23 protein-coding genes are annotated in these 22970 nt (G+C 70.2%); 13 read left to right on the top strand and 10 right to left on the bottom strand.

Features of this window, described 5'->3' with window-relative positions; all coding sequences use genetic code 11:
* Nucleotides 1-85 precede the first annotated feature (85 nt).
* The 4 genes from SH922_RS17505 to SH922_RS17490 all read left to right on the top strand — a co-directional run bounded on the left by SH922_RS17505 (nucleotide 86) and on the right by SH922_RS17490 (nucleotide 2864).
* Complete coding sequence (locus SH922_RS17505; protein WP_123460011.1) at nucleotides 86-298, top strand: helix-turn-helix domain-containing protein; 213 nt, start codon at nucleotides 86-88, stop codon at nucleotides 296-298.
* Nucleotides 299-408: 110 nt separating this feature from the next.
* Nucleotides 409-507, top strand: a complete 99-nt coding sequence (locus SH922_RS17500; RefSeq protein WP_003948845.1) for a 30S ribosomal protein bS22 — start codon at nucleotides 409-411, stop codon at nucleotides 505-507.
* A gap of 233 nt (nucleotides 508-740) precedes the next feature.
* Nucleotides 741-1820: an NAD-dependent epimerase/dehydratase family protein gene (locus SH922_RS17495; protein ID WP_393058888.1), complete on the top strand. Its 1080-nt coding sequence runs from the start codon at nucleotides 741-743 to the stop codon at nucleotides 1818-1820.
* Between the two features lie 15 nt (nucleotides 1821-1835).
* Nucleotides 1836-2864, top strand: a complete 1029-nt coding sequence (locus SH922_RS17490; RefSeq protein WP_393058887.1) for a lysophospholipid acyltransferase family protein — start codon at nucleotides 1836-1838, stop codon at nucleotides 2862-2864.
* A 34-nt stretch (nucleotides 2865-2898) separates the two neighbouring features.
* Here the strand turns inward: SH922_RS17490 and SH922_RS17485 are convergent, their stop codons facing one another.
* The 3 genes from SH922_RS17485 to SH922_RS17475 all read right to left on the bottom strand — a co-directional run bounded on the left by SH922_RS17485 (nucleotide 2899) and on the right by SH922_RS17475 (nucleotide 6420).
* On the bottom strand, nucleotides 2899-4101 hold the full coding sequence (locus tag SH922_RS17485; protein WP_393058886.1) for a DUF5667 domain-containing protein: 1203 nt from the start codon (nucleotides 4099-4101) through the stop codon (nucleotides 2899-2901).
* Between the two features lie 225 nt (nucleotides 4102-4326).
* Nucleotides 4327-5103 carry an ECF subfamily RNA polymerase sigma factor, BldN family gene (locus SH922_RS17480; RefSeq protein ID WP_326736903.1) on the bottom strand — a complete coding sequence of 259 codons (777 nt, stop codon included), beginning with the start codon at nucleotides 5101-5103 and terminating at the stop codon, nucleotides 4327-4329.
* 363 nt (nucleotides 5104-5466) lie between these two features.
* Nucleotides 5467-6420: an HAD family hydrolase gene (locus tag SH922_RS17475; RefSeq protein ID WP_393058885.1), complete on the bottom strand. Its 954-nt coding sequence runs from the start codon at nucleotides 6418-6420 to the stop codon at nucleotides 5467-5469.
* A 203-nt stretch (nucleotides 6421-6623) separates the two neighbouring features.
* Here SH922_RS17475 and SH922_RS17470 point away from each other — a divergent pair, with 203 nt between their 5' ends.
* The 6 genes from SH922_RS17470 to hemB all read left to right on the top strand — a co-directional run bounded on the left by SH922_RS17470 (nucleotide 6624) and on the right by hemB (nucleotide 13243).
* Complete coding sequence (locus SH922_RS17470; RefSeq protein ID WP_393058884.1) at nucleotides 6624-6899, top strand: glutaredoxin family protein; 276 nt, start codon at nucleotides 6624-6626, stop codon at nucleotides 6897-6899.
* Nucleotides 6900-7171: 272 nt separating this feature from the next.
* Complete coding sequence (locus tag SH922_RS17465; protein WP_393058883.1) at nucleotides 7172-7945, top strand: redox-sensing transcriptional repressor Rex; 774 nt, start codon at nucleotides 7172-7174, stop codon at nucleotides 7943-7945.
* Nucleotides 7942-9438: a glutamyl-tRNA reductase gene (locus SH922_RS17460; protein ID WP_393058882.1), complete on the top strand. Its 1497-nt coding sequence runs from the start codon at nucleotides 7942-7944 to the stop codon at nucleotides 9436-9438. The genes SH922_RS17465 and SH922_RS17460 overlap by 4 nt, the downstream gene beginning before the upstream one ends.
* Nucleotides 9435-10421 (top strand): hydroxymethylbilane synthase, encoded by a 987-nt coding sequence (hemC, locus tag SH922_RS17455; protein ID WP_393058881.1) that lies wholly within the window; start codon nucleotides 9435-9437, stop codon nucleotides 10419-10421. The genes SH922_RS17460 and hemC overlap by 4 nt, the downstream gene beginning before the upstream one ends.
* Nucleotides 10418-12085 (top strand): uroporphyrinogen-III synthase, encoded by a 1668-nt coding sequence (locus tag SH922_RS17450; RefSeq protein WP_393058880.1) that lies wholly within the window; start codon nucleotides 10418-10420, stop codon nucleotides 12083-12085. The genes hemC and SH922_RS17450 overlap by 4 nt, the downstream gene beginning before the upstream one ends.
* A 153-nt stretch (nucleotides 12086-12238) precedes the next feature.
* Complete coding sequence (hemB, locus tag SH922_RS17445) at nucleotides 12239-13243, top strand: porphobilinogen synthase (RefSeq protein ID WP_393058879.1); 1005 nt, start codon at nucleotides 12239-12241, stop codon at nucleotides 13241-13243.
* Between the two features lie 101 nt (nucleotides 13244-13344).
* Here hemB and SH922_RS17440 read toward each other — a convergent pair whose 3' ends face one another.
* The 4 genes from SH922_RS17440 to SH922_RS17425 all read right to left on the bottom strand — a co-directional run bounded on the left by SH922_RS17440 (nucleotide 13345) and on the right by SH922_RS17425 (nucleotide 17304).
* Nucleotides 13345-15312 (bottom strand): transglycosylase domain-containing protein, encoded by a 1968-nt coding sequence (locus SH922_RS17440; protein ID WP_393058878.1) that lies wholly within the window; start codon nucleotides 15310-15312, stop codon nucleotides 13345-13347.
* Nucleotides 15313-15434: 122 nt separating this feature from the next.
* On the bottom strand, nucleotides 15435-16223 hold the full coding sequence (locus SH922_RS17435; protein ID WP_393058877.1) for a DUF4253 domain-containing protein: 789 nt from the start codon (nucleotides 16221-16223) through the stop codon (nucleotides 15435-15437).
* Nucleotides 16224-16282: 59 nt separating this feature from the next.
* Nucleotides 16283-16522 carry a DUF397 domain-containing protein gene (locus SH922_RS17430; RefSeq protein ID WP_393058876.1) on the bottom strand — a complete coding sequence of 80 codons (240 nt, stop codon included), beginning with the start codon at nucleotides 16520-16522 and terminating at the stop codon, nucleotides 16283-16285.
* Nucleotides 16519-17304: a Scr1 family TA system antitoxin-like transcriptional regulator gene (locus SH922_RS17425; RefSeq protein WP_393063599.1), complete on the bottom strand. Its 786-nt coding sequence runs from the start codon at nucleotides 17302-17304 to the stop codon at nucleotides 16519-16521. The genes SH922_RS17430 and SH922_RS17425 overlap by 4 nt, the downstream gene beginning before the upstream one ends.
* Before the next feature lie 152 nt (nucleotides 17305-17456).
* On the opposite strand from SH922_RS17425, the gene SH922_RS17420 reads away from it, so the two are divergent.
* Nucleotides 17457-17852, top strand: a complete 396-nt coding sequence (locus tag SH922_RS17420) for an ATP-binding protein (RefSeq protein ID WP_393058875.1) — start codon at nucleotides 17457-17459, stop codon at nucleotides 17850-17852.
* Nucleotides 17853-17877: 25 nt separating this feature from the next.
* Here SH922_RS17420 and SH922_RS17415 read toward each other — a convergent pair whose 3' ends face one another.
* The gene (locus SH922_RS17415; RefSeq protein WP_393058874.1) at nucleotides 17878-18687 is read right to left on the bottom strand and encodes a HEAT repeat domain-containing protein; all 810 of its coding nucleotides are present in this window, start codon (nucleotides 18685-18687) and stop codon (nucleotides 17878-17880) included.
* Between the two features lie 120 nt (nucleotides 18688-18807).
* Here SH922_RS17415 and SH922_RS17410 point away from each other — a divergent pair, with 120 nt between their 5' ends.
* Entirely contained in the window at nucleotides 18808-19239 is a 432-nt protein-coding gene (locus tag SH922_RS17410; RefSeq protein ID WP_393058873.1) for a DUF3224 domain-containing protein, read from the top strand.
* Here the strand turns inward: SH922_RS17410 and SH922_RS17405 are convergent.
* Together SH922_RS17405 and SH922_RS17400 are read right to left on the bottom strand one after the other, a co-directional pair.
* A complete protein-coding gene (locus SH922_RS17405; RefSeq protein WP_393058872.1) occupies nucleotides 19233-19982 on the bottom strand; it encodes a DUF4232 domain-containing protein in 750 nt (249 codons plus the stop codon). The two genes, SH922_RS17410 and SH922_RS17405, sit on opposite strands and share 7 nt — an antisense overlap.
* A gap of 122 nt (nucleotides 19983-20104) precedes the next feature.
* Nucleotides 20105-20842 (bottom strand): DUF4232 domain-containing protein, encoded by a 738-nt coding sequence (locus SH922_RS17400; protein ID WP_393058871.1) that lies wholly within the window; start codon nucleotides 20840-20842, stop codon nucleotides 20105-20107.
* A gap of 416 nt (nucleotides 20843-21258) precedes the next feature.
* On the opposite strand from SH922_RS17400, the gene SH922_RS17395 reads away from it, so the two are divergent.
* Complete coding sequence (locus SH922_RS17395) at nucleotides 21259-22725, top strand: helix-turn-helix domain-containing protein (protein ID WP_393058870.1); 1467 nt, start codon at nucleotides 21259-21261, stop codon at nucleotides 22723-22725.
* Nucleotides 22726-22970 lie beyond the last annotated feature (245 nt).

The raw sequence follows: 22970 nt of genomic DNA, 5'->3' as shown, positions 1-22970 counted from the left end.
CTAATCTGGGGAGTGAGCGCACAACGACGAAGAGTCACCGGAGGGGAAGCCGGTGCGCGTCTCGTGCGGAAGGTACAGGTGGGTCATGGCTGCTGACAGCGAGAGGCCTCTCAACGAGGTCAAGTTTCTGACTGTGGCGGAAGTTGCCTCGGTCATGCGAGTGTCGAAGATGACCGTGTACCGCTTGGTGCACAGTGGTCATCTGCCGGCGATCCGGGTGGGCAGGTCCTTCCGGGTGCCGGAGCAAGCGGTTCACGAGTATCTCCGCGAGTCCTTCGTGGGGGTGGGGACGGCCTGACGTTCCCCTCGGATTACGTACCTCACGCGGTGGCGGGTAGGCTAGGCCGACGTAGGTCGTGTGGGCCCAGACGCCCCGCACCAGTGAAGAAGAAGTGAGCGAGGGTAGTCGTGGGCTCTGTTATCAAGAAGCGGCGTAAGCGGATGGCCAAGAAGAAGCACCGCAAGCTGCTCAAGCGCACGCGCGTTCAGCGTCGCAACAAGAAGTAAGCGAACGCAGTTCGTGAAATCCGCAGCCCTCCCGCCGATCAGGCGGGAGGGCTGCGGTGCTGTACGGGGTGTGTGCGTGAAGGGTGCGCACATTCGGGCCAAGACGCGGGGGAAGGCCGCCGCGCAGTCGCCACAGGGCAACATCCACCCGCTACGGTGACGACCGGGGGAGTGCCTTTTCGCGGGCGCCCCCCTTCACTCACCTCACGGGAGACCGACGGAAGGCGCTGATCTTGGGGAAGGTCGTGCTCGTCACGGGAGCGGCCCGGCAGCTGGGCGGCCGGTTCGTGCGGCGTATCCAGCGTGATCCGGAAGTGGACCGGGTGATCGCCGTCGACGCGGTCGCGCCCGGGCACCAGCTGGGCGACGCCGTCTTCGTCCGCGCGGACATCCGCCAGCCCGCCATCGCCAGAGTGCTCGCCGAGCATGCGGTCGACACGGTCGTCCACCTGGACGTCAGCGCCAAGGCGCTGGGGGCCCAGGGGCGTACCGCGGTGAAGGAGACCAACGTCATCGGCACCATGCAGTTGCTCGGTGCCTGTCAGAAGTCGCCGTCGGTCCGGCGGATGGTGGTCAAGTCCAGTACGGGGGTGTACGGCTCAGCCCCCCGCGATCCGGCGGTCTTCCACGAGACGACTCCGCCCAAGTCGCTGCCCAGCGGGGGCTTCGCGAAGGACGCGGTGGAGGTCGAGGGGTACGTACGGGGCTTCGCGCGCCGCAGGCCGGACGTGGCCGTGTGCGTGCTGAGGTTCGCGAACATCCTGGGCCCCGATCCTGACTCGCCGCTCGCCGACTATCTGTCGCTGCCGGTGCTGCCGACGGTGTTCGGGTACGACCCGCGGCTCCAGTTCGTCCACGAGGACGACGTCATCGACGTGCTGGGCATCGCGGCGGGCGAACCGCGGCGCGGGACGCTGAACAGCGGCACGTTCAACATCGCGGGGGACGGGGTGCTGCTGCTGTCGCAGTGTTCGCGGCGGCTGGGGCGGCCGACGATGCCGCTGCTGCTGCCCGCGGTCACGTGGGTCGGGCAGGCGCTGCGTACCGTCGGTATGACGGACTTCTCGCCGGAACAGATCCGGCTGCTCACCCATGGCAGGGTGGTCTCCACGGTCCAGATGCGCGAGACCCTGGGCTTCCGTCCGCGGTTCTCCACGGCGGAGACCTTCGCCGAGTTCGCGCGCAGCCGTGGGCCGGGGCTGCTGCCGCCCGCGGCGGTGGGCCGGGCCGTCGACAGACTGGCCGCCATGCCGTTCGCCGGCGGGGCCACCGGGGCCGACGGCGACACACACCCGACTCCGAGCGTCAGGTAGAGGAGCGCACCGACGATGGCGGATGCCAAGGTCATTCCGTTCGACGACGACCGTTCGCGGTCCGGGGGTGTGTCGCGCTCCGCGCGCCGGCGGCCCTCAGGACGCGGCACAGGGTCCGTCAGCGCCCTGCCCGGGCAGCTGGAGGCCGCGCTGCCGCCGGAGGGGCAGGAGGACGCCGTGGTGGCCTCTGAGGATGCGGGAGACGGTGGCTGGGACCGGCGGATCGCGGGCGGGCTCGCGTTCCTGCGGCGACGGGTCACGGGTGAGTACGACGTCGACGAGTTCGGCTACGACGAGGAACTCACCGACCAGGTGCTGATGTCGATGCTGCGGCCGGTGTACGAGAAGTACTTCCGGGTCGAGGTGAAGGGCATCGAGAACATCCCGTCGGACGGCGGGGCGCTCATCGTGTCCAACCATTCGGGGACGCTGCCGCTGGACGGGCTGATGCTCCAGGTAGCGGTGCACGACAACCATCCGGCGGGGCGGCATCTGCGGCTGCTCGCCGCGGACCTGGTCTTCATGCTGCCGGTCGTGAACGAGCTGGCCCGCAAGGCCGGGCACACGCTGGCCTGCGCGGAGGACGCGGAGCGGCTGCTGCGGAAGGGCGAGGTCGTCGGGGTGATGCCCGAGGGCTTCAAGGGCATCGGCAAGCCGTTCGGCGAGCGGTACAAGCTGCAGCGCTTCGGGCGCGGCGGTTTCGTCTCGACGGCGTTGCGGGCCGGGGTGCCGATCGTGCCGTGCTCGATCGTGGGGGCGGAGGAGATCTACCCGATGATCGGCAACTCGAAGACGCTGGCGCGGCTGCTGGGTACGCCGTACTTCCCGATCACGCCGACGTTTCCCTGGCTGGGGCCGCTGGGCGCGGTGCCGTTGCCGACGAAGTGGACGATCCAGTTCGGTGAGCCGATTCCCACGGACGGGTATCCGTTGGAGGCGGCGGAGGATCCGATGCTGATGTTCAACCTGACGGATCAGGTGCGGGAGCAGATTCAGCACACGCTGTACAAGCTGCTGGTGCAGCGGCGTTCGGTGTTCTTCTGACGCCGGCCCCGGGCGTGCCGGGGCCGGCGACAGGTCAGCTCTTGTCGTCCTCGGCGTCGATTCCGAGGCCGCCGATCAGGCCGGGGATCAGCGGCGGAAGGGTGACGTCCGGCGACGGGGTGGTGCTCGGTGTGTCCTGCGTCGGTGTGGTGGCGCCGGGCGACGGCGGGTCGAAGAGCCCGTCCGTGCCGCCGCTGATCAGGCTGTCCGCCGGGGTGCTGCCCGAGCCCGACGGCCTGGGCGAGGAGCTGGTGCCCGTACTGCTGTCGTGCGTGCCGGAGGGGGACGAGGGCGACGGGGCGTGTGAACGGGAGGACGGGGCGGAGCCGGAGCCGGTGCCGGTGGTGCCGGACTCCTGGGATCCGTTGCTCGTCTCCGGGGGACGGGGGAGCAGCGACTGCAGCGGCCCGACCTCTTCGTCTATGGCCGCGAAGACCGAGCTCACCTGGTCGCCGACGTCGGTCAGCTGTACGGGGAGGCGGTCGCGGAGGCTGCTCCAGCTGTCGCGGTGTGCGCGGGAGAAGGAGTCGAGGGTCTGGATGGGGCCGATCGTGCCGTCCCGTTCGTAGGCGGCGTGGAGGAGGCGGTGGCCCTCGGTGGCGTCGTGGGTCATGCCGTTGAGCGTGCGCCTGACTTCGCCGAGCTGCTCGTGGTCCAGGTCGCCGGAGCGAGCGCGCTCCATCAGCCTGCGGGCTTCGCTGAGCCGGGTCGAGGCCTGGTCCAGGTAGACCTCGCCGCGGTCCGCGTCGCCGTCGGCCAGGCCGAGGTGGATGTCCTCCATGCCGCGCTTCAGCCCGTAGAGGGAGTCACCCGGCAGGGCGTCGGAACTGGCAGCCGCCACTCCGCCGAAGGCCCCGGCGGCCACACCGACGGTGAGCCCGCCGGCTGCGAGGCCTTTCGTCCAGCGCGATCTGGGGCGCAGTTTCCGGAGTGGCGAGGCCCGGTGGGCCCCCTTGCCCCGTTGTTCGGGCACCGTAGGGTCCGCGGCTGCGCCGCCCTCGGCGAACATGGCCTCCATGGCGGCGACGAGCTGGGCTCGTTGCACCACTTTGACCTCGGGATCCAACTCCGGCTTCGGTAGCTCACCGAGGCCGTTCGCCAGGGCCAACAGCGGTCCGGGGTTGGCCTGTTCGGCCGGGTCCTCGGGCTGTACGGCCGCCGCACCGCGGAGCGACTGCTCCTCCAGGGCCTGGGCGAAGGCGTTCGCCCGCCGGTGTGCCGAAACGTTTGCGATCACTGGCGGCACCTCCTCTCGTCATGACGGTCGACTCCCCTGTGGGTCCGGAAGGTTGCACACCTTGAGCGCATCCACACGAATGAGTGAGTGTCCGCGGACATGGGGTGACGACAGGGGGCCTGCAACCGGCACAACGAGCGGTGCGGCACTTGGGTTACGCACGAAAGATGATCGGACCAGTGCGTGATGAACATATTGCCGAGAGTGATTCGGTCCGGTGTGAGGTCAGCGGGCATCGTCCGGAAGGAGCCGGGCAAGGGTGCGGACGGCGCGGTACTGCAGGGTCTTGATCGCGCCCTCGTTCTTGCCCATCGCCCGGGCGGTCTCGGCGACCGAGAGGCCTTGCAGGAAGCGCAGGGTCACGCACTCCTGCTGCTGGGGGTTGAGTCGGCGCACGGCTTGGAGCAGTGCGGCATTGGAGAGGGACTCCAGGACGGAGTCCTCGGGGCTGCGCTCGACCTCGTTGGCGTCGAGCATCTCGCCGGTGGTCACTTCCAGTCGGAAGCGACTGGATTTGAAGTGGTCGGCGACCAGGTTGCGAGCGATGGTGACCAGCCAGGCGCCGAAGTCGCGGCCCTGCCAGGTGAACGTGGAGATGCGCCGCAGGGCGCGCAGGAAGGTCTCACTCGTGAGGTCCTCCGCCGTCGCCTTGCCGCCCACCCGGTAGTAGATGTAGCGGTACACGGTGTCGCTGTACTGGTCATAGAGGCGGCCGAAGGCGTCAGCCTCACCGGCCTGTGCGCGCTCGACGAGATCCATCATGCGCGCGCTGTCGCTGTCGGCGGTCGGCCGACGAACGGTGGACGTGGTCGTTGCGCCGCGGTTGCTGCGTCTTCCGACCGCCGCGCCGCGTTCGGCCAGGGCGTAGCAGGGGCCGGCAGGTGCAGGGGTGGCAAAGGCGGGTACGGCGTACGCGGTGGGGACGAAGCCGCGCAAGCGGTCGGCGACCGTTGCGCGCAGCGTAGCCAGGCCCGAGGCGTCAACCCCGACGTGTGGGTACACGGGACTCCCAGAGGCAGAGCTTCCATCACGTGCAGTGCGGAACCGTCACTCGTCGTAGTGAGTGGTGGGTTCCGAATGCGTCTGAGGAGAATAACGCTTCGTACAGGCAGTGCTACACCCAGTTGCTCAAATCACCGATTACGTCGCTTCTGTAGCGACTATTCGACACATCACGTAGCGCATCGTGACCGGTTATTGATCGGATTACTTCCGGATCTGTCTGCGAGGGCGACAGGTTGTGGTCGGGTGGGGGTAATCCGACTGGCGGGAGCGGTCGCTGGGTATGGGGTCCCGATTGGCGGCAGGGGGCCGGGCGTGGCCCGGCCCCGGTGGATCACGCGGGGCGGGCCGTCCGGCGGCCTCTCAGCGGCGGCGGCGGTGCAGGGCCACGGCCGCTGCGGTGCCGCCGGCGAGGGCGCCCACGCCGGCCGCGGCCGGGATACCGACCTTGGCGGCCTTGCGGCCGGTCCGGTAGTCGCGCAGCCGCCAGTCCCGGGCGCGCGCGTGCTTGCGGAGCTTGGTGTCCGGGTTGATCGCGTACGGGTGCCCGACCAGGGACAGCATCGGGATGTCGTTGTGCGAGTCGCTGTACGCCGCGCAGCGGGCCAGGTCCAGACCCTCCGCCGCGGCCAGGGCGCGTACCGCCTCGGCCTTCGCGGGGCCGTGCAGCGGTTCGCCGACCAGGCGCCCGGTGTAGACGCCGTCGACCGACTCGGCGACGGTGCCCAGCGCCCCGGTCAGGCCGAGCCGGCGGGCGATGATCGTGGCGGTCTCCACCGGCGCGGCGGTGACCAGCCAGACCTTCTGGCCGGCGTCGAGGTGGGCCTGGGCGAGCGCGCGGGTGCCGGGCCAGATGCGATCGGCCATGTACTCGTCGTAGATCTCCTCGCCGATCGACATCAGCTCGGAGACGCGGTGGCCTTTGACGATGGACAGGGCGCTGTCGCGCGCGTCCTGCATGTGTTCGGGGTCCTCGACGCCGGCCAGCCGGAACCAGGCCTGCTGCCAGGCGAACCGGGTGAGTTCGCGGCGCTCGAAGAACTTCCGTTTGTACAGCCCGCGGCCGAAGTGGAAGATCGCCGCGCCCTGCATGACGGTGTTGTCCAGGTCGAAGAAGGCAGCGGCCCGGTCGTCGCCGACGACAGGGAACTCGGGTTCCCCGTCGTGCGCGCCGGGGGCGGCGCCGTCCTCGGCGCCGGCGGACTGCTCGGCGGCGAGTGAGGACTTCCGTGCTGCCTCCGCCGCCGCTTCGCCTGCCAGCACGCTGCGTGCTGTCGCGGAACGCCTACGCGGTGTGAGCCATCCAAGAGCGGCCATGCCGTGAGCATAGCCAGTTGCCCCGCTCCTTCCCGACCTGCCGGGATGCGGTGGCGTGAACTCTCGGCGGCCGACACGTTAAACGGGCGATTCCGGGCGTACCGCATCAAGGCCGGATCGGGACCGGACCGAGGACGGACCAAGGCCGGATCAAGGGCGGATCAAGGGCGGGACCGGTCCGGGGGCGGCGCAGAATGAAAGGCATGAGTGCTTTGTTGCGTCGTACGAAGAAGAAGCCCGCCGACCGCGTGGTGACCCTTGTCGGGAAACCGGGGTGTCACCTCTGTGACGATGCCAGGCTGGTGGTGCGGACGGTCTGCGAGGAGACCGGCGCATCCTGGGAGGAGAAGGACATCACCCAGGACGAGGAGCTGCACCGGGAGTACTGGGAGCAGGTCCCCGTGGTCCTCGTTGATAACGAACAGCACACGTTCTGGCGGGTGGACCCGGCGAGACTGCGCAGCGCGCTGCTTTCCTGAGTGAAACCCGGTTACCATCGTGGGCGTTTTGAGTGGTCTCGGGGGCGTGGCTGTGAGGAGTGTGTTCCGCTTTGCCCCCTTCGGGCCTGCAACGGGCTGATGCGATCCGTGGTTCCTGGATCGCGCGACGGATGCGCGTGACCCCGGTCACTTTGACCGGACAAAACGGACACTATCTTTGTGCACGCGTTCACAAAGACATAGCCTGCATTCGACGGGGCGGTCTTGGGACATACGGCCGCCTGCAGCCCCGCTCATCCCGCAGGAGCACCGTGGCAACTGGCCGAAATCACCGACCGGCGACCCGTAGCCGAGGAATTCCCGAGGCCACCGTCGCCCGACTTCCGCTGTATCTCCGTGCGCTGACCGCGCTCTCCGAGCGCTCGGTCCCCACGGTCTCCTCCGAGGAGCTCGCCGCGGCGGCGGGAGTCAACTCCGCGAAGCTGCGCAAGGACTTCAGCTATCTCGGCTCGTACGGGACGCGCGGCGTCGGCTACGACGTCGAGTATCTCGTCTACCAGATCTCGCGCGAACTCGGCCTCACCCAGGACTGGCCTGTCGCCATCGTCGGCATCGGCAACCTCGGCGCGGCGCTCGCCAACTACGGCGGCTTCGCCTCCCGCGGGTTCCGGGTCGCCGCGCTGATCGACGCCGATCCCGCGATGGCCGGCACGCCGGTCGCCGGGATCCCGGTCCAGCACGCCGACGACCTGGACCGCATCATCAGCGAGAACGGGGTGTCGATCGGTGTGATCACCACGCCGCCCGGCGCCGCCCAGCAGGTCTGCGACCGGCTCGTCGCCGCGGGTGTCACCTCCATCCTGAACTTCGCCCCGACCGTGCTCTCGGTGCCCGACGGCGTCGACGTGCGCAAGGTCGACCTCTCCATCGAGCTGCAGATCCTCGCGTTCCACGAGCAGCGCAAGGCCGGCGAGGAGGCCGCTTCCGCCGACAGCGGCCCGGACCCGGCCGCGCCGCCCGTGCGCGCCACGACCAGTGGCCGGAAGGGACCCGACGGGGACATGCCCGCCGTGATGCCGGCATGAGTCTCCTTGTCGTAGGGCTGAGCCACCGCAGCGCACCCGTCTCCGTGCTGGAGCGGGCCTCGCTGTCCGCCGACAGCCAGGCCAAGCTGCTGCAGGACACCCTCGCCGCGGAGCCCGCGGTCGAGGCCGCCGTCCTCGCCACCTGCAACCGCATCGAGCTGTACGCCGACGTGGACAAGTTCCACGCGGGCGTCGCCGAGCTGTCCACGCTGCTCGCCCAGCACAGCGGCGTCGGTCTGGACGAGCTCACTCCGTATCTCTATGTGCACTACGAGGACCGGGCCGTCCACCACCTCTTCTCGGTGGCCTGCGGACTGGACTCGATGGTCGTGGGCGAGGGCCAGATCCTCGGCCAGATCAAGGACGCGCTGGCGCTGGGGCAGGAGCTCCACACCGCGGGCCGGCTGCTGAACGACCTCTTCCAGCAGGCCCTGCGGGTCGGCAAGCGCGCCCACAGCGAGACCGGGATCGACCGGGCCGGGCAGTCGCTCGTCACCTTCGGTCTGGAGCAGCTCGCCGACGGGCGCGACACCGGGGCCTGGGCGAAGGGCAAGCGTGCCCTGGTCATCGGCGCGGGCTCGATGTCCTCGCTGGCCGCCGCGACCCTTGCCCGTACCGGTGTCGCCGAGATCGTCGTCGCCAACCGCACCCGCGCCCGCGCCGACCGCCTGGTGGAGATCCTCAACCAGGCCGGCGGTACGGGGGTGGCCGCCCACGCCGTGGAGATGGCCGCGGTCTCCGACGAACTGACACGTGCCGATGTCGTCGTCTCCTGCACCGGTGCCACCGGGCTCGTGCTGAGCGCCGAGGCCGTCGCAGGGGCGCTCGGGCTGGACTTCGACCCAGTGGCCGCCGCGCCCGCCGCGCTCGTACCGGCACCGGCCGCCGATCCGGACGAGCAGCACGCCGCGTGGGTGGAGAACGGTTCCGCCACCGCGACCGCGCAGGCCCAGGCCGTGCGCCGGATCCCGGCCCAGTCCACCGGCCCCGTCCGCCTGGCCCTGCTGGACCTCGCGATGCCGCGCGACATCGACGGCGGCGCCGCCCGCCTCGACGGTGTGCGCCTCGTCGACATCGAGTCGCTCGCCGAGGCGTCCGCGGACGCCCCGATGGCCGCCGATGTGGACCAGGTGCGCACCATCGTCGCCGACGAGGTCGCCGCCTTCGGTGCCGCCCAGCGCGCCGCCCACATCACTCCCACCGTCGTAGCCCTGCGCACGATGGCCGCGGGAGTCGTCGCGGGCGAGATCGCACGGCTGGACGGACGCCTCCCCGACCTGGACGAGAAGCAGCGCGCCGAGATCTCGCAGACCGTGCGCCGCGTCGTCGACAAGCTCCTGCACGCGCCCACCGTGCGGGTCAAGCAGCTCGCCAGCGAGCCCGGCGGCGCCGGGTACGCCGATGCGCTGCGGGAACTCTTCGACCTCGACCCGCAGACGGTCGCCGCCGTCTCCCGGGCAGACCTGAACGACCCGAATCGAGGGCGGTCATGACCGACAACTCACCCCTGGGCGCGGGGGCCAACCGGCCGCTGAGGCTGGGGACCCGGCGCAGCAAGCTCGCCATGGCGCAGTCCGGCCTCGTGGCCGACGCGGTCAGCGAGGTGACCGGGCGCGCCGTCGAACTCGTCGAGATCACCACGTACGGGGACACCTCCCGCGAGCACCTCGCGCAGATCGGCGGAACCGGCGTCTTCGTCGCCGCGCTGCGCGACGCGGTGCTGCGCGGCGAGGTGGACTTCGCCGTCCACTCGCTCAAGGACCTGCCGACCGCGCAGCCGGAGGACCTCGTGCTGGCCGCCGTGCCGGTGCGCGAGGACCCGCGCGACGTGCTGGTGGCGCGGGACGGGCTGACCTTCGGGCAGCTGCCGTCCGGTGCTCGCATCGGCACGGGTTCGCCGCGCCGGATGGCGCAGCTCAACGCGTACGCCCGCAGTCACGGCCTCGACATCGAGACCGTGCCGATCCGGGGCAACGTCGATACGCGTATCGGATTTGTACGAAGCGGTGAACTGGACGCGGTGGTACTTGCCGCGGCCGGCCTCAGCCGCCTCGGACGGAGCGGTGAGGTGACCGATTTCCTGTCGGTCGACACCGTTCTGCCCGCTCCCGGCCAGGGAGCACTGGCGATCGAATGCGCTGCCAGCAGCGCCGACCTCGCCGCCGCGCTCGCCGAGCTCGACGACCCGTACACCCGGGTCGCCGTGACCGCCGAGCGTGCCCTGCTCGCCGCCCTGGAGGCCGGCTGCTCCGCACCTGTGGGTGCGCTGGCCGACCTCCTGGCCGACGGTCAGGCTGTCAACGAACTGCGCCTGCGCGGTGTCGTCGGTTCCACCGACGGTTCCTCGCTGGTTCAGCTGTCCACCACCGGTCCCGTCCCCACGTCGCACGACGACGCGGCGGCCCTCGGTCGCGAACTCGCGGCCGAGATGCTTGCCAAGGGTGCGGCCGGTCTTATGGGGGAGCGAGCACTTTGAGCCCCACCGGCCACGCCGCATCCGATTTCCCGGTCCTGTCCGCAGGGCACGTCACCTTCCTCGGCGCCGGTCCCGGCGACCCGGGACTGCTGACTCTGCGCGCCGTCGAGGCGCTTGCGAGCGCGGACGTTCTTGTCGCCGAGCCGGAGGTTCTCGGCGTCGTCCGCTGCCATGCGCGGGCAGGCGTAAGCACGCCTGAGCTGACGGTTGTTGACGCGCAGTCAACAGCCGCCGGTGTTCCCGTTCTCAGGGATGCGGTCAATCTTGTCATGGAGGCCGCGAAGGGCGGCAGGCGGGTCGTCCGTGCCGTCTCCGGTGATCCCGGACTCGACGGCAACGCGGGCAGCGAGATGCTGGCCTGCGCCGCCGCGGGCATTCCCTTCGAGGTCGTCCCGGGTGTCGCCAACGTCGTGGGCGTGCCCGCGTACGCCGGCGTGCCGCTGCGCGACGCGCAGGGCGCGGACGTCCGCTTCATCGACGCCCGTACCGCCTCGGACCGCTGCTGGAGCGAGGTCGGCGCGAGCGATTCCACGTGCGTGATCTCGACGTCGCTCGACGCGGTGGCCGCGGCCGCCGGCGAGCTGGTCTCGGCCGGCCGCAAGCCCGACACCCCGCTGACCGTGACGGTCGCCGGTACGACGACGCGCCAGCGCACCTGGACGGCGACGCTCGGCACGATCGCCCAGGTCTTCAAGCAGGGCAAGGTCCTGCCGTCGCCGGACGGGCACCAGCCCGTCATAGCCGTGGTCGGGGAGCGAAGCTCTGCCGCCCAGCGCGACCAGCTGGCGTGGTTCGAGTCCAAGCCGATGTTCGGCTGGAAGGTGCTCGTCCCGCGGACGAAGGAGCAGTCCGCTTCTCTCTCCGACCAGCTCCGTTCGTACGGCGCGGTGCCGCACGAGGTCCCGACGATCGCCGTCGAGCCGCCGCGTACGCCCCAGCAGATGGAGCGCGCGGTCAAGGGCCTGGTCACGGGCCGCTACGAGTGGATCGCCTTCACCAGTGTCAACGCGGTGAAGGCCGTCCGGGAGAAGTTCGAGGAGTACGGGCTCGACGCCCGTGCCTTCGCCGGGATCAAGGTCGCGGCCGTCGGCGAGCAGACCGCCGCCGCGCTCGTCGACTTCGGTGTGAAGCCCGACCTGGTGCCCTCCGGTGAGCAGTCCGCCGCGGGTCTGCTGGAGGACTGGCCGCCGTACGACCCGGTCTTCGACCCGATCGACCGCGTCTTCCTGCCGCGCGCCGACATCGCCACCGAGACCCTGGTGGCCGGTCTCATCGAGCTCGGCTGGGAGGTCGACGACGTCACCGCGTACCGCACGGTCCGCGCCTCGCCGCCGCCCGCCGACACGCGTGAGGCCATCAAGGGCGGCGGTTTCGACGCGGTGCTCTTCACCTCGTCCTCGACCGTGCGCAACCTCGTCGGCATCGCCGGCAAGCCGCACAACGTGACGGTCATCGCGTGCATCGGCCCGGCCACGGCGAAGACCGCCGAGGAGCACGGCCTGCGCGTCGACGTCCTGTCGCCGGAGCCCTCGGTGCACAAGCTGGCCGCCGCCCTCGCCGAGTTCGGCGCGCAGCGCCGGGACGCGGCGAAGGAGGCCGGTGACCCGGTGACGCGGCCGAGCGAGCGCCGTCCGGGTGCGCGTCGGAGGCGTACGACGACCTGATCCGTCGTGACGAGTGCGGGGCCCGGCTGCTTCTCCCCGAAGCGGCCGGGCCCCGCCCGTTCTCCCGGCCCTCATTCCCGGCCCTTTCCCGGCCCTCTTTTCCCGGCAGAGGTGTCGGTAAGAGCGTGATGTGTACGGGTCTAGTCTCGAAGGATGACTGTGTACGGAAACTTCCCCGGCTCTCGCCCCCGACGGCTGCGGACGACCCCCGCGATGCGGCGGATGGTCGCCGAGACACGGCTCGACCCGGCGAACCTGATCCTGCCCGCGTTCGTGCGCGAGGGCATCGGCGCCCCTGTCCCCATCTCGGCCATGCCCGGCGTGCAGCAGCACACCCTGGACTCCCTGCGGAAGGCCGCGGTCGACGCGGTCTCGGCGGGCGTCTCCGGGATCATGCTGTTCGGTGTGCCGCTGGACGAGAAGAAGGACGCCCGCGGCACGGCGGGCACCGACCCGGACGGCATCCTCCAGGTCGGTCTGCGGGCGGTGCGCGAGGAGGTCGGTGACGATCTCGTCGTCATGTCCGACCTCTGCCTGGACGAGACCACCGATCACGGCCACTGCGGTGTGCTGACCGAGGACGGCCGGGTCGACAACGACGCGACGCTGGAGCGGTACGCGGAGATGGCCCAGGTCCAGGCCGACGCGGGCGCCCATGTGGTCGGCCCCAGCGGCATGATGGACGGCCAGGTCGGCGTGATCCGCGACGCGCTGGACCAGACCGGGTACGAGGACGTGGCGATCCTCGCGTACACGGCGAAGTACTCCTCCGCCTTCTACGGCCCGTTCCGCGAGGCCGTCGGCTCCTCGCTCAAGGGCGACCGCAAGACCTACCAGCAGGACCCGGCCAACAGCCGCGAGTCGCTGCGCGAGCTGGCGCTCGACCTCGACGAGGGCGCGGACATGGTCATGGTCAAGCCGGCCGGACCGTACCTCGACATCCTGGCGAAGGTCGCCGACTCGGTGGACGTGCCGGTCGCCGCGTACCAGATCAGCGGTGAGTACTCGATGATCGAGGCCGCCGCGGAGAAGGGCTGGATCGACCGGGACGCGGCGATCATGGAGAGCCTGACGGGCATCCGGCGGGCCGGGGCGCAGATGATCCTGACGTACTGGGCGACCGAGGTCGCGCAGAAGCTGGGGCGCGCCGGCTCCTGAGGCGTGTACGCGAAGTACGTGGCAGTCCCGCCCGGCCCGTGACGTACTCCGGGCCGGGCGGGACTTTCGCGTGACGGGTCCGGTTCGCCGGGCCGGTGGGCCTACTTTCCGGTGGCGTAGGAGGTCCAGATCCGGAGCGGGAGGGCATTGCCGCGCTCCGCGTCGTCGCCGCCCACGCCCTGCATTCCCAGCAGTTGGGGGGTGCCCGGCTTGTTGCGGAACATCGTCACGGCCGTGGTCAGTCCCTCGGCGTGGCCGATGAACCAGGCCGACCTCATCCGGTCGTCCCCATCGGTCGCGCCGCCCGAGAGGTCGTCGAGCGCCCTGGAACCGGACAGTGCGTCGAACTGGCCGTCCCGCGCCAGTGACGTCCAGGCCGCGATCCCCAGGGTGTTGCTCACATCGTTGGCCACCGAGGCGTCCATCGCGCGCTGCGGTTCCGGCTTTCCGAAGCCCTCGACCGTCTCGCCGTCCCGCGTCATCCTGGTCACCGAGTAGGGGTCCGCCCTCATACCTTCATTGCTGAAGGCGCTGTACGCGTCCGCCATCCTGACCGCGCTCGGTGTGGACGTGCCCAGGGGGAAGGACTTGTCCAGGCGGGCCAGGCTCTCCTCGTGCAGCCCGGCCGCGACCGCCATCTCCTTCACCTTCTTCAGCCCGATGTGCTTTCCGAGTCGTACGAAGGTGACGTTGGCCGACCTGATCAGCGCATCGCGCAGGGTCGTCGACACCGCGACCGGCACCGCGACGGCACCCGGCCGGTCCGTGGGCGTCACCGTGGGCGTGCCGCTCCTGATCAGGTGCCCGGTGCTGTCATAGCCGCTGTCCAGGGTGATTCCGTCGCCGTTCTGAAGTGCCGCGGCCAGCACGAAGGGCTTGAAGGCCGAGCCGACGGGAACGCCCGCGGTGTCGGCATTGTTGGCGAAGCGGGTGGTCGCGTCGGCTCCGCCGTACACCGCGACCACGGCCCCGTCATCGGGCCGCACGGATGCGGCGCCGACCTCGACGTACTTGTCCTCGGGGCGCTTCTTGGGGTCGAGGTCGCGCTTGCGCACGCTCCGCACGGCCCGCTCCAGCTGTTGAACCCTGGCCTTCTCGAAGGTGGTGTGCACCCGGTAGCCGCCCCGGGCGAGGTCCTTGGCGGTGAGGCCCGAGCGCTTCTTGATGTACTTGTTGGCGATGTCGACGAGATAGCCGGTCTGGCCGCCGAGGCTGGTCGGCTTGACGGCTTTCCGCGGCTCGGGAAACTCCGTGTAGGCGTCCCGTTCGCCCTGCGTCATCATGCCGATCTCGACCTGCCGGTCCAGGATCCACTTCCAGCGCTCGACGGCGCGTTCGTGGTTGCCCTTGCCGCCGGCGGGGTCGTACTGCTCCGCGCCCTTGAGCAGCGACGCGAGCATCGCCGCCTGGCTGGGGTCGAGCTGTTTCGCCGGGATGCCGTAGTACGTGACCGCCGCTGCCTGGATGCCGTAGGCGCCGCGGCCGAACCAGCTGGTGTTCAGATATCCCTGGAGGATCTGCGCCTTGCTCTGCTTGTTGCTCAGCTTGAGCGAGATGAAGAACTCCCTGAACTTCCGGGTCGCCGACTGCTCCTGGCTGAGGTAGGTGTTCTTCACGTACTGCTGGGTGATGGTGGAGCCGCCCTGGGTCTCACCGCCCTCGACCATGCTGACGGCCGCGCGGGCGATCCCCGTCATCGATACTCCCGCGTCGGAGTAGAAGGTCTCGTTCTCGGCGGCGATGACCGCGTTCTCCATCGAATCGGGTATGTCGGCGAGCGTGACGTTCTGCCGGTTGACCGCGCCCACGCTCACCAACTGGCTGCCGTCCGCCCAGTAGTAGACGGTGCCCTGCCTGCGCGCATCGATGTTCTCGTCGGGTATGTCGACGGACGCGTACATCGCGGCGAACAGCCCGGCGAGCACACCGATTCCGAGCAGTGCCCCGCTCAGCACCTGTCGCCACGAGGGGACCCAGCGGCGCCAGTTGGTTCTCCCCCGGCGGGGGTAGTCGATCCGGCGCCCGTGCGGGAGTTTCGGGCGGATGGTGCGGATGAGGCGTCGGGGCATGCTTCAGCTCCTCGTTCACCGTCCGCAGCGGGGGTACGGACTTGTGAGAGGAGATGTTCCGGATCACGAGCAGGTTGTCTGGAGCCTGACGGGATTCCGGCGGCGCAGGCCACCGGTGCGCCTCAGTCCCACCAGAAGGACCAGGTCTCCCGGCCCAGCAGTGCCTCCTCCGCGTACTTCTCCAGGCTGTCCAGCGCGGACTGGTGGATGTTGTCCGGGCAGAACGCGAAGTGCTCGGCGGCCAGGGCGAGGGCCTCCGCCTCCGTGGTGGGCGGGCGCGCCACGCTGACGGTCAGGGTGTCGAAGCCGAGCGCCACGACCCGTATGCCGAAGCGGTCCTCCCAGGAGCGCAGGACCGCGCAGAGCCGGGCGACGTCGTTCTCGTGGTTGAGCGGTCCGCTCCAGCCGATCGCGGCCGGGATGTCCGCACTGCGCCTCGCCGGCACGAGCGCCAGGCGTGCGTCTTCCAGCGCCATGCCGTCATCCGTCAGCATGTCCGCCATGTCGGCAGCCAACGTCTCCGGACTGTCCGGGCCGTCCGCCACGGGCGTGGGTGCCAGCCCCGGCCATGCGTTCTCGGTGTCGAGCTCGTCTGCCGCGTACGCGTCCCAGACCTCGCTCAGGACTTCCTCTGCGTCATGGTCGCCGGGGTACGACGTGCCGGCCGGGTCGAGGTCCCATGTCTCGGGTCCCTGGTCGCGGCTGCCGCGGTCGATGAGCACGGGCAGCAGCCCGAGGCCCCGCCCCGCGTCGCGCAGGGCGGTCCAGCTGGCGGGGGCCGCGGGCCCGTCCGCGTACCAGAGCAGCGGTTCGTGCCACGGCCCGTCGGTCGTGGCGTCCACGAGGGTGCCGGGCGGGAGTTGGAGCCCTGACGTGGCCAGGGACGGGAGCGGGTTCGGAAGCGTCGCCATGTCGAGGAGCGTACGGGCGGCCACTGACAACCGGCCGCGCGTCGCTCGTTGTTCGTCGCTCAGGAGCCGATGTGCGCGGCGAAGGCCGACCAGGTGGCGGGGGCGAGGGTGAGCGTGGGGCCCTCGGGGTTCTTGGAGTCGCGGACGTGGACGACGGCGGGGTGGGCGGCGATCTCTACGCACTGCCCGCCTTCGCTGCCGCTGTAGCTCGACTTCTGCCAGTCGTAGGCGACTTCGAGGCAGGCGCCGCCCTCGTCGCCGCTGTAGCTGGACTTGAACCACGCGCGTGCAGTGCTCATTGCTCTCCCAGCAGGCTGTCCAACAGGCCCACAGTGTCTTCGGGGCTCAGGGCCTGAGCCCGCAGCATCGCATATTTCTGGGACAGGATGCTGATCTCATCGGGGTCGGAGACGAGCAGGCTCCCGCGCTGTGTTTCCGAGTAGGCGATGTGCTGGTAGTCCGGTGTCTCCAGCAGGATGAAGGGCCCGTTGAGGCCTGCATGCGTGCGGTGGTTCAGGGGGAGCACCTGGAGGCAGATGCCGGGGAGTGCGGCGCACAAGCGCAGGTGTCGCAGTTGCTCCGCATGGTCCTCGTCGTCGACGAGTTGAAGTCTCACGACCGGCTCCCAGATCACGAAGCTGATCGTCGGGGGCTGGTCGCGTCGCAGGATCTCTTGCCGCCCCAAGCGCCCTGCGGTCTGGTCCCCGATCTTTTCCTCGCTGAAGACCGGGACCCTGTTGCGGAACACCGCACGCGCGTACGCCTCCGTCTGGAGGAGCCCGGGAACGACCTGGTTGTCGTACCAGGACAGTGCGAGTGCCTCCCGCTCCAGGTCCATGTACTCCTCCGCCCAAGCCGGGATCAGGTCCACCTCCGGCAGGTTCTCCACCGCCGTCGCCAACGCCCCTTTCGTCTCCAGCAGGGTGTCCATGCGGCGGGCCAGCGGCAGTTGGAGGGCGCGTCTGCCCTGTTCGATGGAGGCGATGGTCTCCGGCTGGGTGCATGTGTGTTCGGCCAGTTGGCGCTGGGTCATCCCGGCCGCGGTACGGAACTGGGCGACCAGCGCGCCCACCAGCCTCATTGCCGACGCGTTCTTGCGCTGCCGCTTCCTGGGTTGCATACGGTCCCCACTTCCCGCCCGCGTTCGTACTTCACGCGCGCGCGACCCGTACAAGAAATGTGTACGGGGGCGCGCACTGCGACAGCTTAGTCACCGAGTGTGACGCTCGTTCCATGAACGAGACGATGCAACTCCCGCTGCTGCGCGAGCGGTTCTTCCGGCGGGAGCGCCGGTCGGTCCGGGAGGCCCGGGAGTTCGTGCGCAGTGCGCTGGCCGACTGGGGGTTCGGGGAGGTGCGGGCGGACGACGTGCTGCTGTGTGTCAGCGAGTTGGCCACCAACGCGCTGGTGCACGGGGTGCCGCCGGGGCGTGGGTACCGGGTGATGCTGTGGCTGCGGGACGAGGGGCAGGTGCGGGTCGAGGTGCACGACAGCGGTGACGGGGAGCCCGGGGTGCGTGAGCCCGACGGGGAGTCGGGGCGGGGACTGGTCATCGTCGAGGCGCTGGCTGACCGGTGGGGCGTGGGGGAGCGGGTGCCCGGGAAAGTTGTCTGGTGCGAGTTCGACTGAGGCCGGCCGTGCTTGGCGGACCGGGTCAGGCCGGGGTCAGCCGGTCCGTGAAGCCGACGGCCTCGCGTACGTCCTCGTCCGGGTCCTCGGCCAGCCGTTGGAGCAGCGCGTCGACTCCGGGGGTCCGCCATCGGGCCACGGCCTCGACCAGAGCCACCCGGACGGTGGGGTCGGGATGGTCGGCGAGATGGGCCAGTTGGCCAACCGGTCCGCGTCGGCGGAAGCCGAACCAGTGCAGGGTCGCGCACAGCTGTGCGGCGTCGCCGGGGTCGCCCGCTTCGGCGATCCGGGCGAGCAGGACGGGCGTTGCGGGCGCCGGGCCGTCGATGGGGTGCGGCCGGCGGCGGCGCAGGCGCTGTGAGCCGTACTCGCCGCGTACCCGGCAGCCGTAACAGGTGCAGGGCGCCTTGCCGTTGGAGTCGGGGAAGTAGCGCCAGCCGGTGACCTGGCGGACCGTGCGCACGCGGTGGATCTCGGCCCGGGACGCGGCCCGTGGGAGGAAGACCTCCCAGCCGCGTGGGTCCTCCAGCGAGGCCACCCGCTGCACGGCATCGCTCGCTGTGGTGCGGGTGTGGGCCCGGCCCGGGCGGTTGCTGTAGTGGCCGACCGTGACGGGTTCGTCGTCCGGCAGCCTCAACTGGACGGCGACGAGGCCGCGCGGGCCGCCGTGGCGGGCGAGCTCGCGCAGCCACTGGTGGGTCAGCGTGTAGGACGGCAGGACCGGGAAGCAGAACAGGCCCTTGTCACCGTCGCGGCCGTGGCTGGCGGCCCGTATCCCGGACTTCCGGATGCGGCCGGCGTTCGCGGCGGGTGTCAGGTGGACGAACATGGCCATGGCACCGATCGTAGGGGAGTGGAAGGGGTGTACTGCCGGTGACTGCCGTCTGGGCCCTGCGGTTTCTCGGCCCTGCGGTTTCTCGGCCGGATGTCCGAGGGCGTCCCTACGATCGACGGCATGAGAGCTTCCGGCACCTTCACCGTCTCCTCGTTCGTCCCGTCCGATCTGAAGCCCGTCCCCGAGGTCGAAACCCGTCTTCCGATGGGCGTCGCGACCATCGTGAAGAGCTTCGAGGGCGAGATCACCGGGCATTCGACGACCCTGTTCACCGCCGCCTTCGACCAGGCCACCGGCGTGGGCACGTACGTGGCCATGGAGGCCTTCGAGGGTGCGGTCGGCGGCAGGGAGGGGACGTTCAACTTCGTGCACTCGGCCGCGACGAGCGGCGACGACCGCGCCAACGAGTTCTTCGCGATCGCGCCGTCGAGCGGAACCGGCGCGCTGGCCGGGATCCGTGGGGGCGGCGGGCTGGCCGTCGATGAGGACGGCCGGCACCGGATCTGGTTCGACTTCGACTTCGAGGCCGGTCCCGCGGACGGGGCTCAGTAGCTGAGCGCGTCGGCCATCTCGGTCTGCCAGTAGGTGACGAAGCCGTTGTCGTCCCAGTAGGTGTCGGACGGGAGCGTCAGCTCGGCCGGGGTGCCCGTGGAGCCCTCGGGGCTCCTGCCGGAGAAGTGCACCTGAAGGTGGGTGGCCTTGCGCGGGGCCGGGCCGGCACCGGGCTCGCCGGTCAGGCCGATGGCGGCGTACGCGGACTGGCCCGGGTCGAGCGTCACTACGGCCTGCGGCCGGCTGTCGTCGAGGATCGGGAAGACGGCCTGCGCGTCGTCGAACTGGAGCTTGGGCGCGTAGTAGGCGTAGCAGGGGCGGCCGCCCGTGTTGGTCAGGGTCAGCAGCAGGTGGTTGACGGGGCGGCTCACCGTGGTGACGCCGGTCCTGGTGTTCTTGCTGTCGCAGGTGACGGGTGTGCGGTTGGTGGTGCTGCCTGCGCGGTTCGTGGAGCCGGTGGTGTTCTTCCCGTCGGTCTTCCCGTTGGTCTTGGTGGGGGGCGCGGGGTTCTTGGGCGTGCTGCCGGTGCCGGTGTCTGTGCCCGTGTCGGCGTCGGTGGTGTTCCTGTCCGGCGCGGAGGCGGGGGACGGGGACTGCTTGACGGCCGTGTGGGCGGCCGGAGCGGCCGATCCCGCCTTGGTGCTGTCGCTGTTGCCGTCGTCGCTGCTGCACGCGGTGAGGGAGAGGGCCGCCAGGAGGGCGGTGGCGGCGAGGGCGGTGGTGCGGATGCGGTTGCTGCGCATGGTGTTACTCCCCGTGAAGTGCGGTGGTGTGGTCTGTGGCGTTCAGTGGAGGTGGATCAGGGCCACGACGAGGGAGCCGGTCGTGCTCACTGCGTCGATGGCCATCCGATCCTCCGGGCAGTTCAGAACTGGAGCGCGTCGTTCATGCTCATCTGCCAGTAGGTGACGCTCAGGCTGCTGTCCACGTAGGCGCTCTTGGAGAGCGGCACGCTGACCGACGAGCCGGTGTTGTCGGAGTTGCCGTCGCGGTTCTGGAAGCTGACGCTCAGGTCCTTGGTGGAGTACCCGTTCGAGCCGCTGCCGTCGGCCATCGACGTCATGACGCCGGCGTAGGCGGACTCACCCGGGTTGATGGTCGTGACAGCCTGCGGCTTGCTGTCCTCGAAGGTGTTCGGCACGGACTGGGCCTCGCCGAACTTCAGGTACGGGTAGTAGTAGGCGTTGCAGGCCTTCGAACCGGTGTTGGTCATCGTGAGCAGCATGTGGTTGACGGGGCGGCTCACCTCGGTCATCGACAGCTTGGTGTTCGCACCGGTGCAGGTCTCCGTGACCTTGTCGCCGCTGTCGCCGCCGCCCTCCTTCGGCTTGGTCGTGGATGCGCCGCTGCCGGAGCCCGAGCCGGTGTTCGAGCCGGCGGAGCCCTTGCCCTGGTCGGTGGTCGGGGCCGCCGTCTCCTTCTCGCCGGAGGCGCCGGAGCTTTCCGCCGGGGTCCGGGAGGACGAGTCGGCCGAAGCGGAGGCGTGGTCGTCGAACGGCACGGGCTCGTCGCCCTGGCAGGCCGTCAGGGACAGGGATGCGATCAGTGCGACGGCGCCGAGGGCGGAGGTGCGGGCGGCGCGGCGGAAGTTGAGGGTACGCATGAGATGTTTTTCCGTTCGTTTGAGTGGTGCGGAGTGTGGGGCGCCGCTTTGGCGCACCGGGTGATGACCGATGTACTGGACAATGACGTGTGGTCAGAGGTGCCAAAGGAGTGCGAGGACGGTCGCGACAGAGGCGATCAGAACTCCTGTGGCCACTGCATCGGTCAGGCTGAGTTGAGGACGAGTACGCACGGCTGCTCCCGGGGACGGGCAAGTGGTGGATGTACGAGTCGCGCTGCTCGCCCTTGCCGGGGTGCCGCTGCGGTGTGTTCCAACATCGTGTCCGGTCCGCGAATCCGGTGGCAACGATTGCCGGTCGGTACGGGACGCTGGAACGGAAAAATGGCCTCTGACCTGCGATGACATCACCTGCCTGGGACGCCGTTCCGGGAGGGCAGTAGAGGGGAACGGTCAGGGTGGGCACGGAGATCCAGGACTTCGCCGCATTGCTCAGGGGGCTGAAGCAGCGCTCGGGGCTGAGCTACGGAGCGCTCGCCCAGAAGCTGCACATGAGCACCTCCACGATCCACCGGTACTGCAACGGGGAGGCGGTCCCGCACGACTACGCGCCGGTCGAACGCTTCGCGCGCGTGTGCCGTGCGCGGTCGGACGAACTGGTGGCGTTGCACCGGCAGTGGATCCTGGCCGACGAGGCGAAGCGGCGAGGCGCCCGGAAGCCGGAGGCTGCCGGGGCGTTCGAGCCGTCGTTGGTGACGTCGGAGCTCGCGGCCCCGCCGCCGGAGCCGGTGAACCTGTATGAGCCCGGACCGGGACCGGCAGCAGAGCCCGGACCGGGGCCGGCAGCAGAACCGGCAGCAGAACCGGAAGCGGGACCGGAAGCGGAAGCGGAGCCGGATACGGCCCTCGGCTCAGTGGCGGCCGAGGACGTGACGCCGGATGCGCGGAGCGCCGGCCCCGCGCCGGCCCCGCGCCGGTTGTCCGGCAAGCGGCTGCGTGTTCTGCTCGCGGCCGTCGCGGTCGTGGCGCTCACCGTGCCCACCGCGTTGGCGATCAGCCACTACTCGGGCGACCGCACCCACGAGGAGGGTATGGACACGCCCCGCAGCAGCGCACCGGTGACTCCGAGCCGGAAAGGCAGCACGTCCCCGTCGCCGAGTCCTTCGAAGCCCTCGCCTTCCGCGACCAGCGGCTCCGCGTCACCCTCCGCCACGACCGCGAAGTCCACCGCCCCCCAGGGGGCGGAGGGGAAGGGAGAGAAGGGCGCCGGGTCACAGGGGGTGCCGGTGACCGCCACCCTCAGTGCGTACAACTGGGACTGGCCCTGCGGACAGTACTTCCTGCTCGACCGGGACCCCCGGGGCATGCCGCCGGTGCCCGACGCCGCGGACAGGGCCAGGCGCAGCTGGGCGGCGCAGCTGGGAGGGGTGGACGGGGGGAAGATGCTGCTCGAACTCACCCTGCAGGGAGCGTCGCAGGATGCGGTCGTCCTGAAGGCGCTCCATGTCCGGGTGGTGAAGCAGGAGGCCGCGACCGACTGGCCCGCGTACTCGATGGGGGAGGGCTGCGGGAGCGGCATCATGCCGCAGACGTTCAATATCGACCTGGACGACGGCCAGCCCGCATCGCGGCCGGTCGCCGGTGAGGACGGCGGCAAGGTCGTACCGGCGAAGAACTTCCCGTATCAGGTGAGCTCCACCGACGTGGAGGTGTTCCGCCTCGACGCGCACACCGAGGACCACGATGTGACCTGGTACCTGGAGCTGGAGTGGTCCAGCGGGGACCGGAGCGGGACGTTGCGCATCGACGACAACGGCAAGCCGTTCCGTACGGCCGGTATGAGGAACCGGCCCGTGTACGAATACCGGTCCGATACGGCCGAGTGGGAGGACATCTCGGATTCACTGGAGGGGCAGGGCGACTGACGACGGCCCGGCGCCTCGGTCCGGTACCGCCGCCGTTGCCATGACCGCCGTCGGTACTCTGCCGGCCGCGGCCCCCGCCGCCCAGGCGGCGCCCGGCAACTGCACGATCTCCTCCGCGAGCACCATGACCAGCCTGTGCACCAGCGGAACCGGGCAGCGGCGAAGCGGATCCGGTACATGCCGAGCGGATCCGCGGCCAGGGCGCCGGGCACGGTGAATCCGTGCCCGGCGCGTGTCGTACGGGG

The sequence above is a fragment of the Streptomyces sp. LN549 genome (assembly GCF_043203805.1).
Taxonomy (GTDB): Bacteria; Actinomycetota; Actinomycetes; order Streptomycetales; family Streptomycetaceae; genus Streptomyces.
Note: the sequence above shows the minus strand (reverse complement) of the source record. Positions and strands in the feature narration are given on the sequence as shown.

Excerpts from the sequence above, each read along its gene's own strand:
- SH922_RS17505 (WP_123460011.1), top strand. The coding sequence starts at position 86 with ATGGCTGCTGACAGCGAGAGGCCTCTCAACGAGGTCAAGTTTCTGACT.
- SH922_RS17490 (WP_393058887.1), top strand. The coding sequence starts at position 1,836 with ATGGCGGATGCCAAGGTCATTCCGTTCGACGACGACCGTTCGCGGTCC.
- SH922_RS17475 (WP_393058885.1), bottom strand. The coding sequence starts at position 6,420 with ATGGCCGCTCTTGGATGGCTCACACCGCGTAGGCGTTCCGCGACAGCA.
- SH922_RS17470 (WP_393058884.1), top strand. The coding sequence starts at position 6,624 with ATGAGTGCTTTGTTGCGTCGTACGAAGAAGAAGCCCGCCGACCGCGTG.
- SH922_RS17460 (WP_393058882.1), top strand. The coding sequence starts at position 7,942 with ATGAGTCTCCTTGTCGTAGGGCTGAGCCACCGCAGCGCACCCGTCTCC.
- hemC (WP_393058881.1), top strand. The coding sequence starts at position 9,435 with ATGACCGACAACTCACCCCTGGGCGCGGGGGCCAACCGGCCGCTGAGG.
- hemB (WP_393058879.1), top strand. The coding sequence starts at position 12,239 with ATGACTGTGTACGGAAACTTCCCCGGCTCTCGCCCCCGACGGCTGCGG.
- SH922_RS17440 (WP_393058878.1), bottom strand. The coding sequence starts at position 15,312 with ATGCCCCGACGCCTCATCCGCACCATCCGCCCGAAACTCCCGCACGGG.
- SH922_RS17435 (WP_393058877.1), bottom strand. The coding sequence starts at position 16,223 with ATGGCGACGCTTCCGAACCCGCTCCCGTCCCTGGCCACGTCAGGGCTC.
- SH922_RS17430 (WP_393058876.1), bottom strand. The coding sequence starts at position 16,522 with ATGAGCACTGCACGCGCGTGGTTCAAGTCCAGCTACAGCGGCGACGAG.
- SH922_RS17425 (WP_393063599.1), bottom strand. The coding sequence starts at position 17,304 with ATGAGGCTGGTGGGCGCGCTGGTCGCCCAGTTCCGTACCGCGGCCGGG.
- SH922_RS17420 (WP_393058875.1), top strand. The coding sequence starts at position 17,457 with ATGAACGAGACGATGCAACTCCCGCTGCTGCGCGAGCGGTTCTTCCGG.
- SH922_RS17415 (WP_393058874.1), bottom strand. The coding sequence starts at position 18,687 with ATGGCCATGTTCGTCCACCTGACACCCGCCGCGAACGCCGGCCGCATC.
- SH922_RS17410 (WP_393058873.1), top strand. The coding sequence starts at position 18,808 with ATGAGAGCTTCCGGCACCTTCACCGTCTCCTCGTTCGTCCCGTCCGAT.
- SH922_RS17405 (WP_393058872.1), bottom strand. The coding sequence starts at position 19,982 with ATGCGCAGCAACCGCATCCGCACCACCGCCCTCGCCGCCACCGCCCTC.
- SH922_RS17400 (WP_393058871.1), bottom strand. The coding sequence starts at position 20,842 with ATGCGTACCCTCAACTTCCGCCGCGCCGCCCGCACCTCCGCCCTCGGC.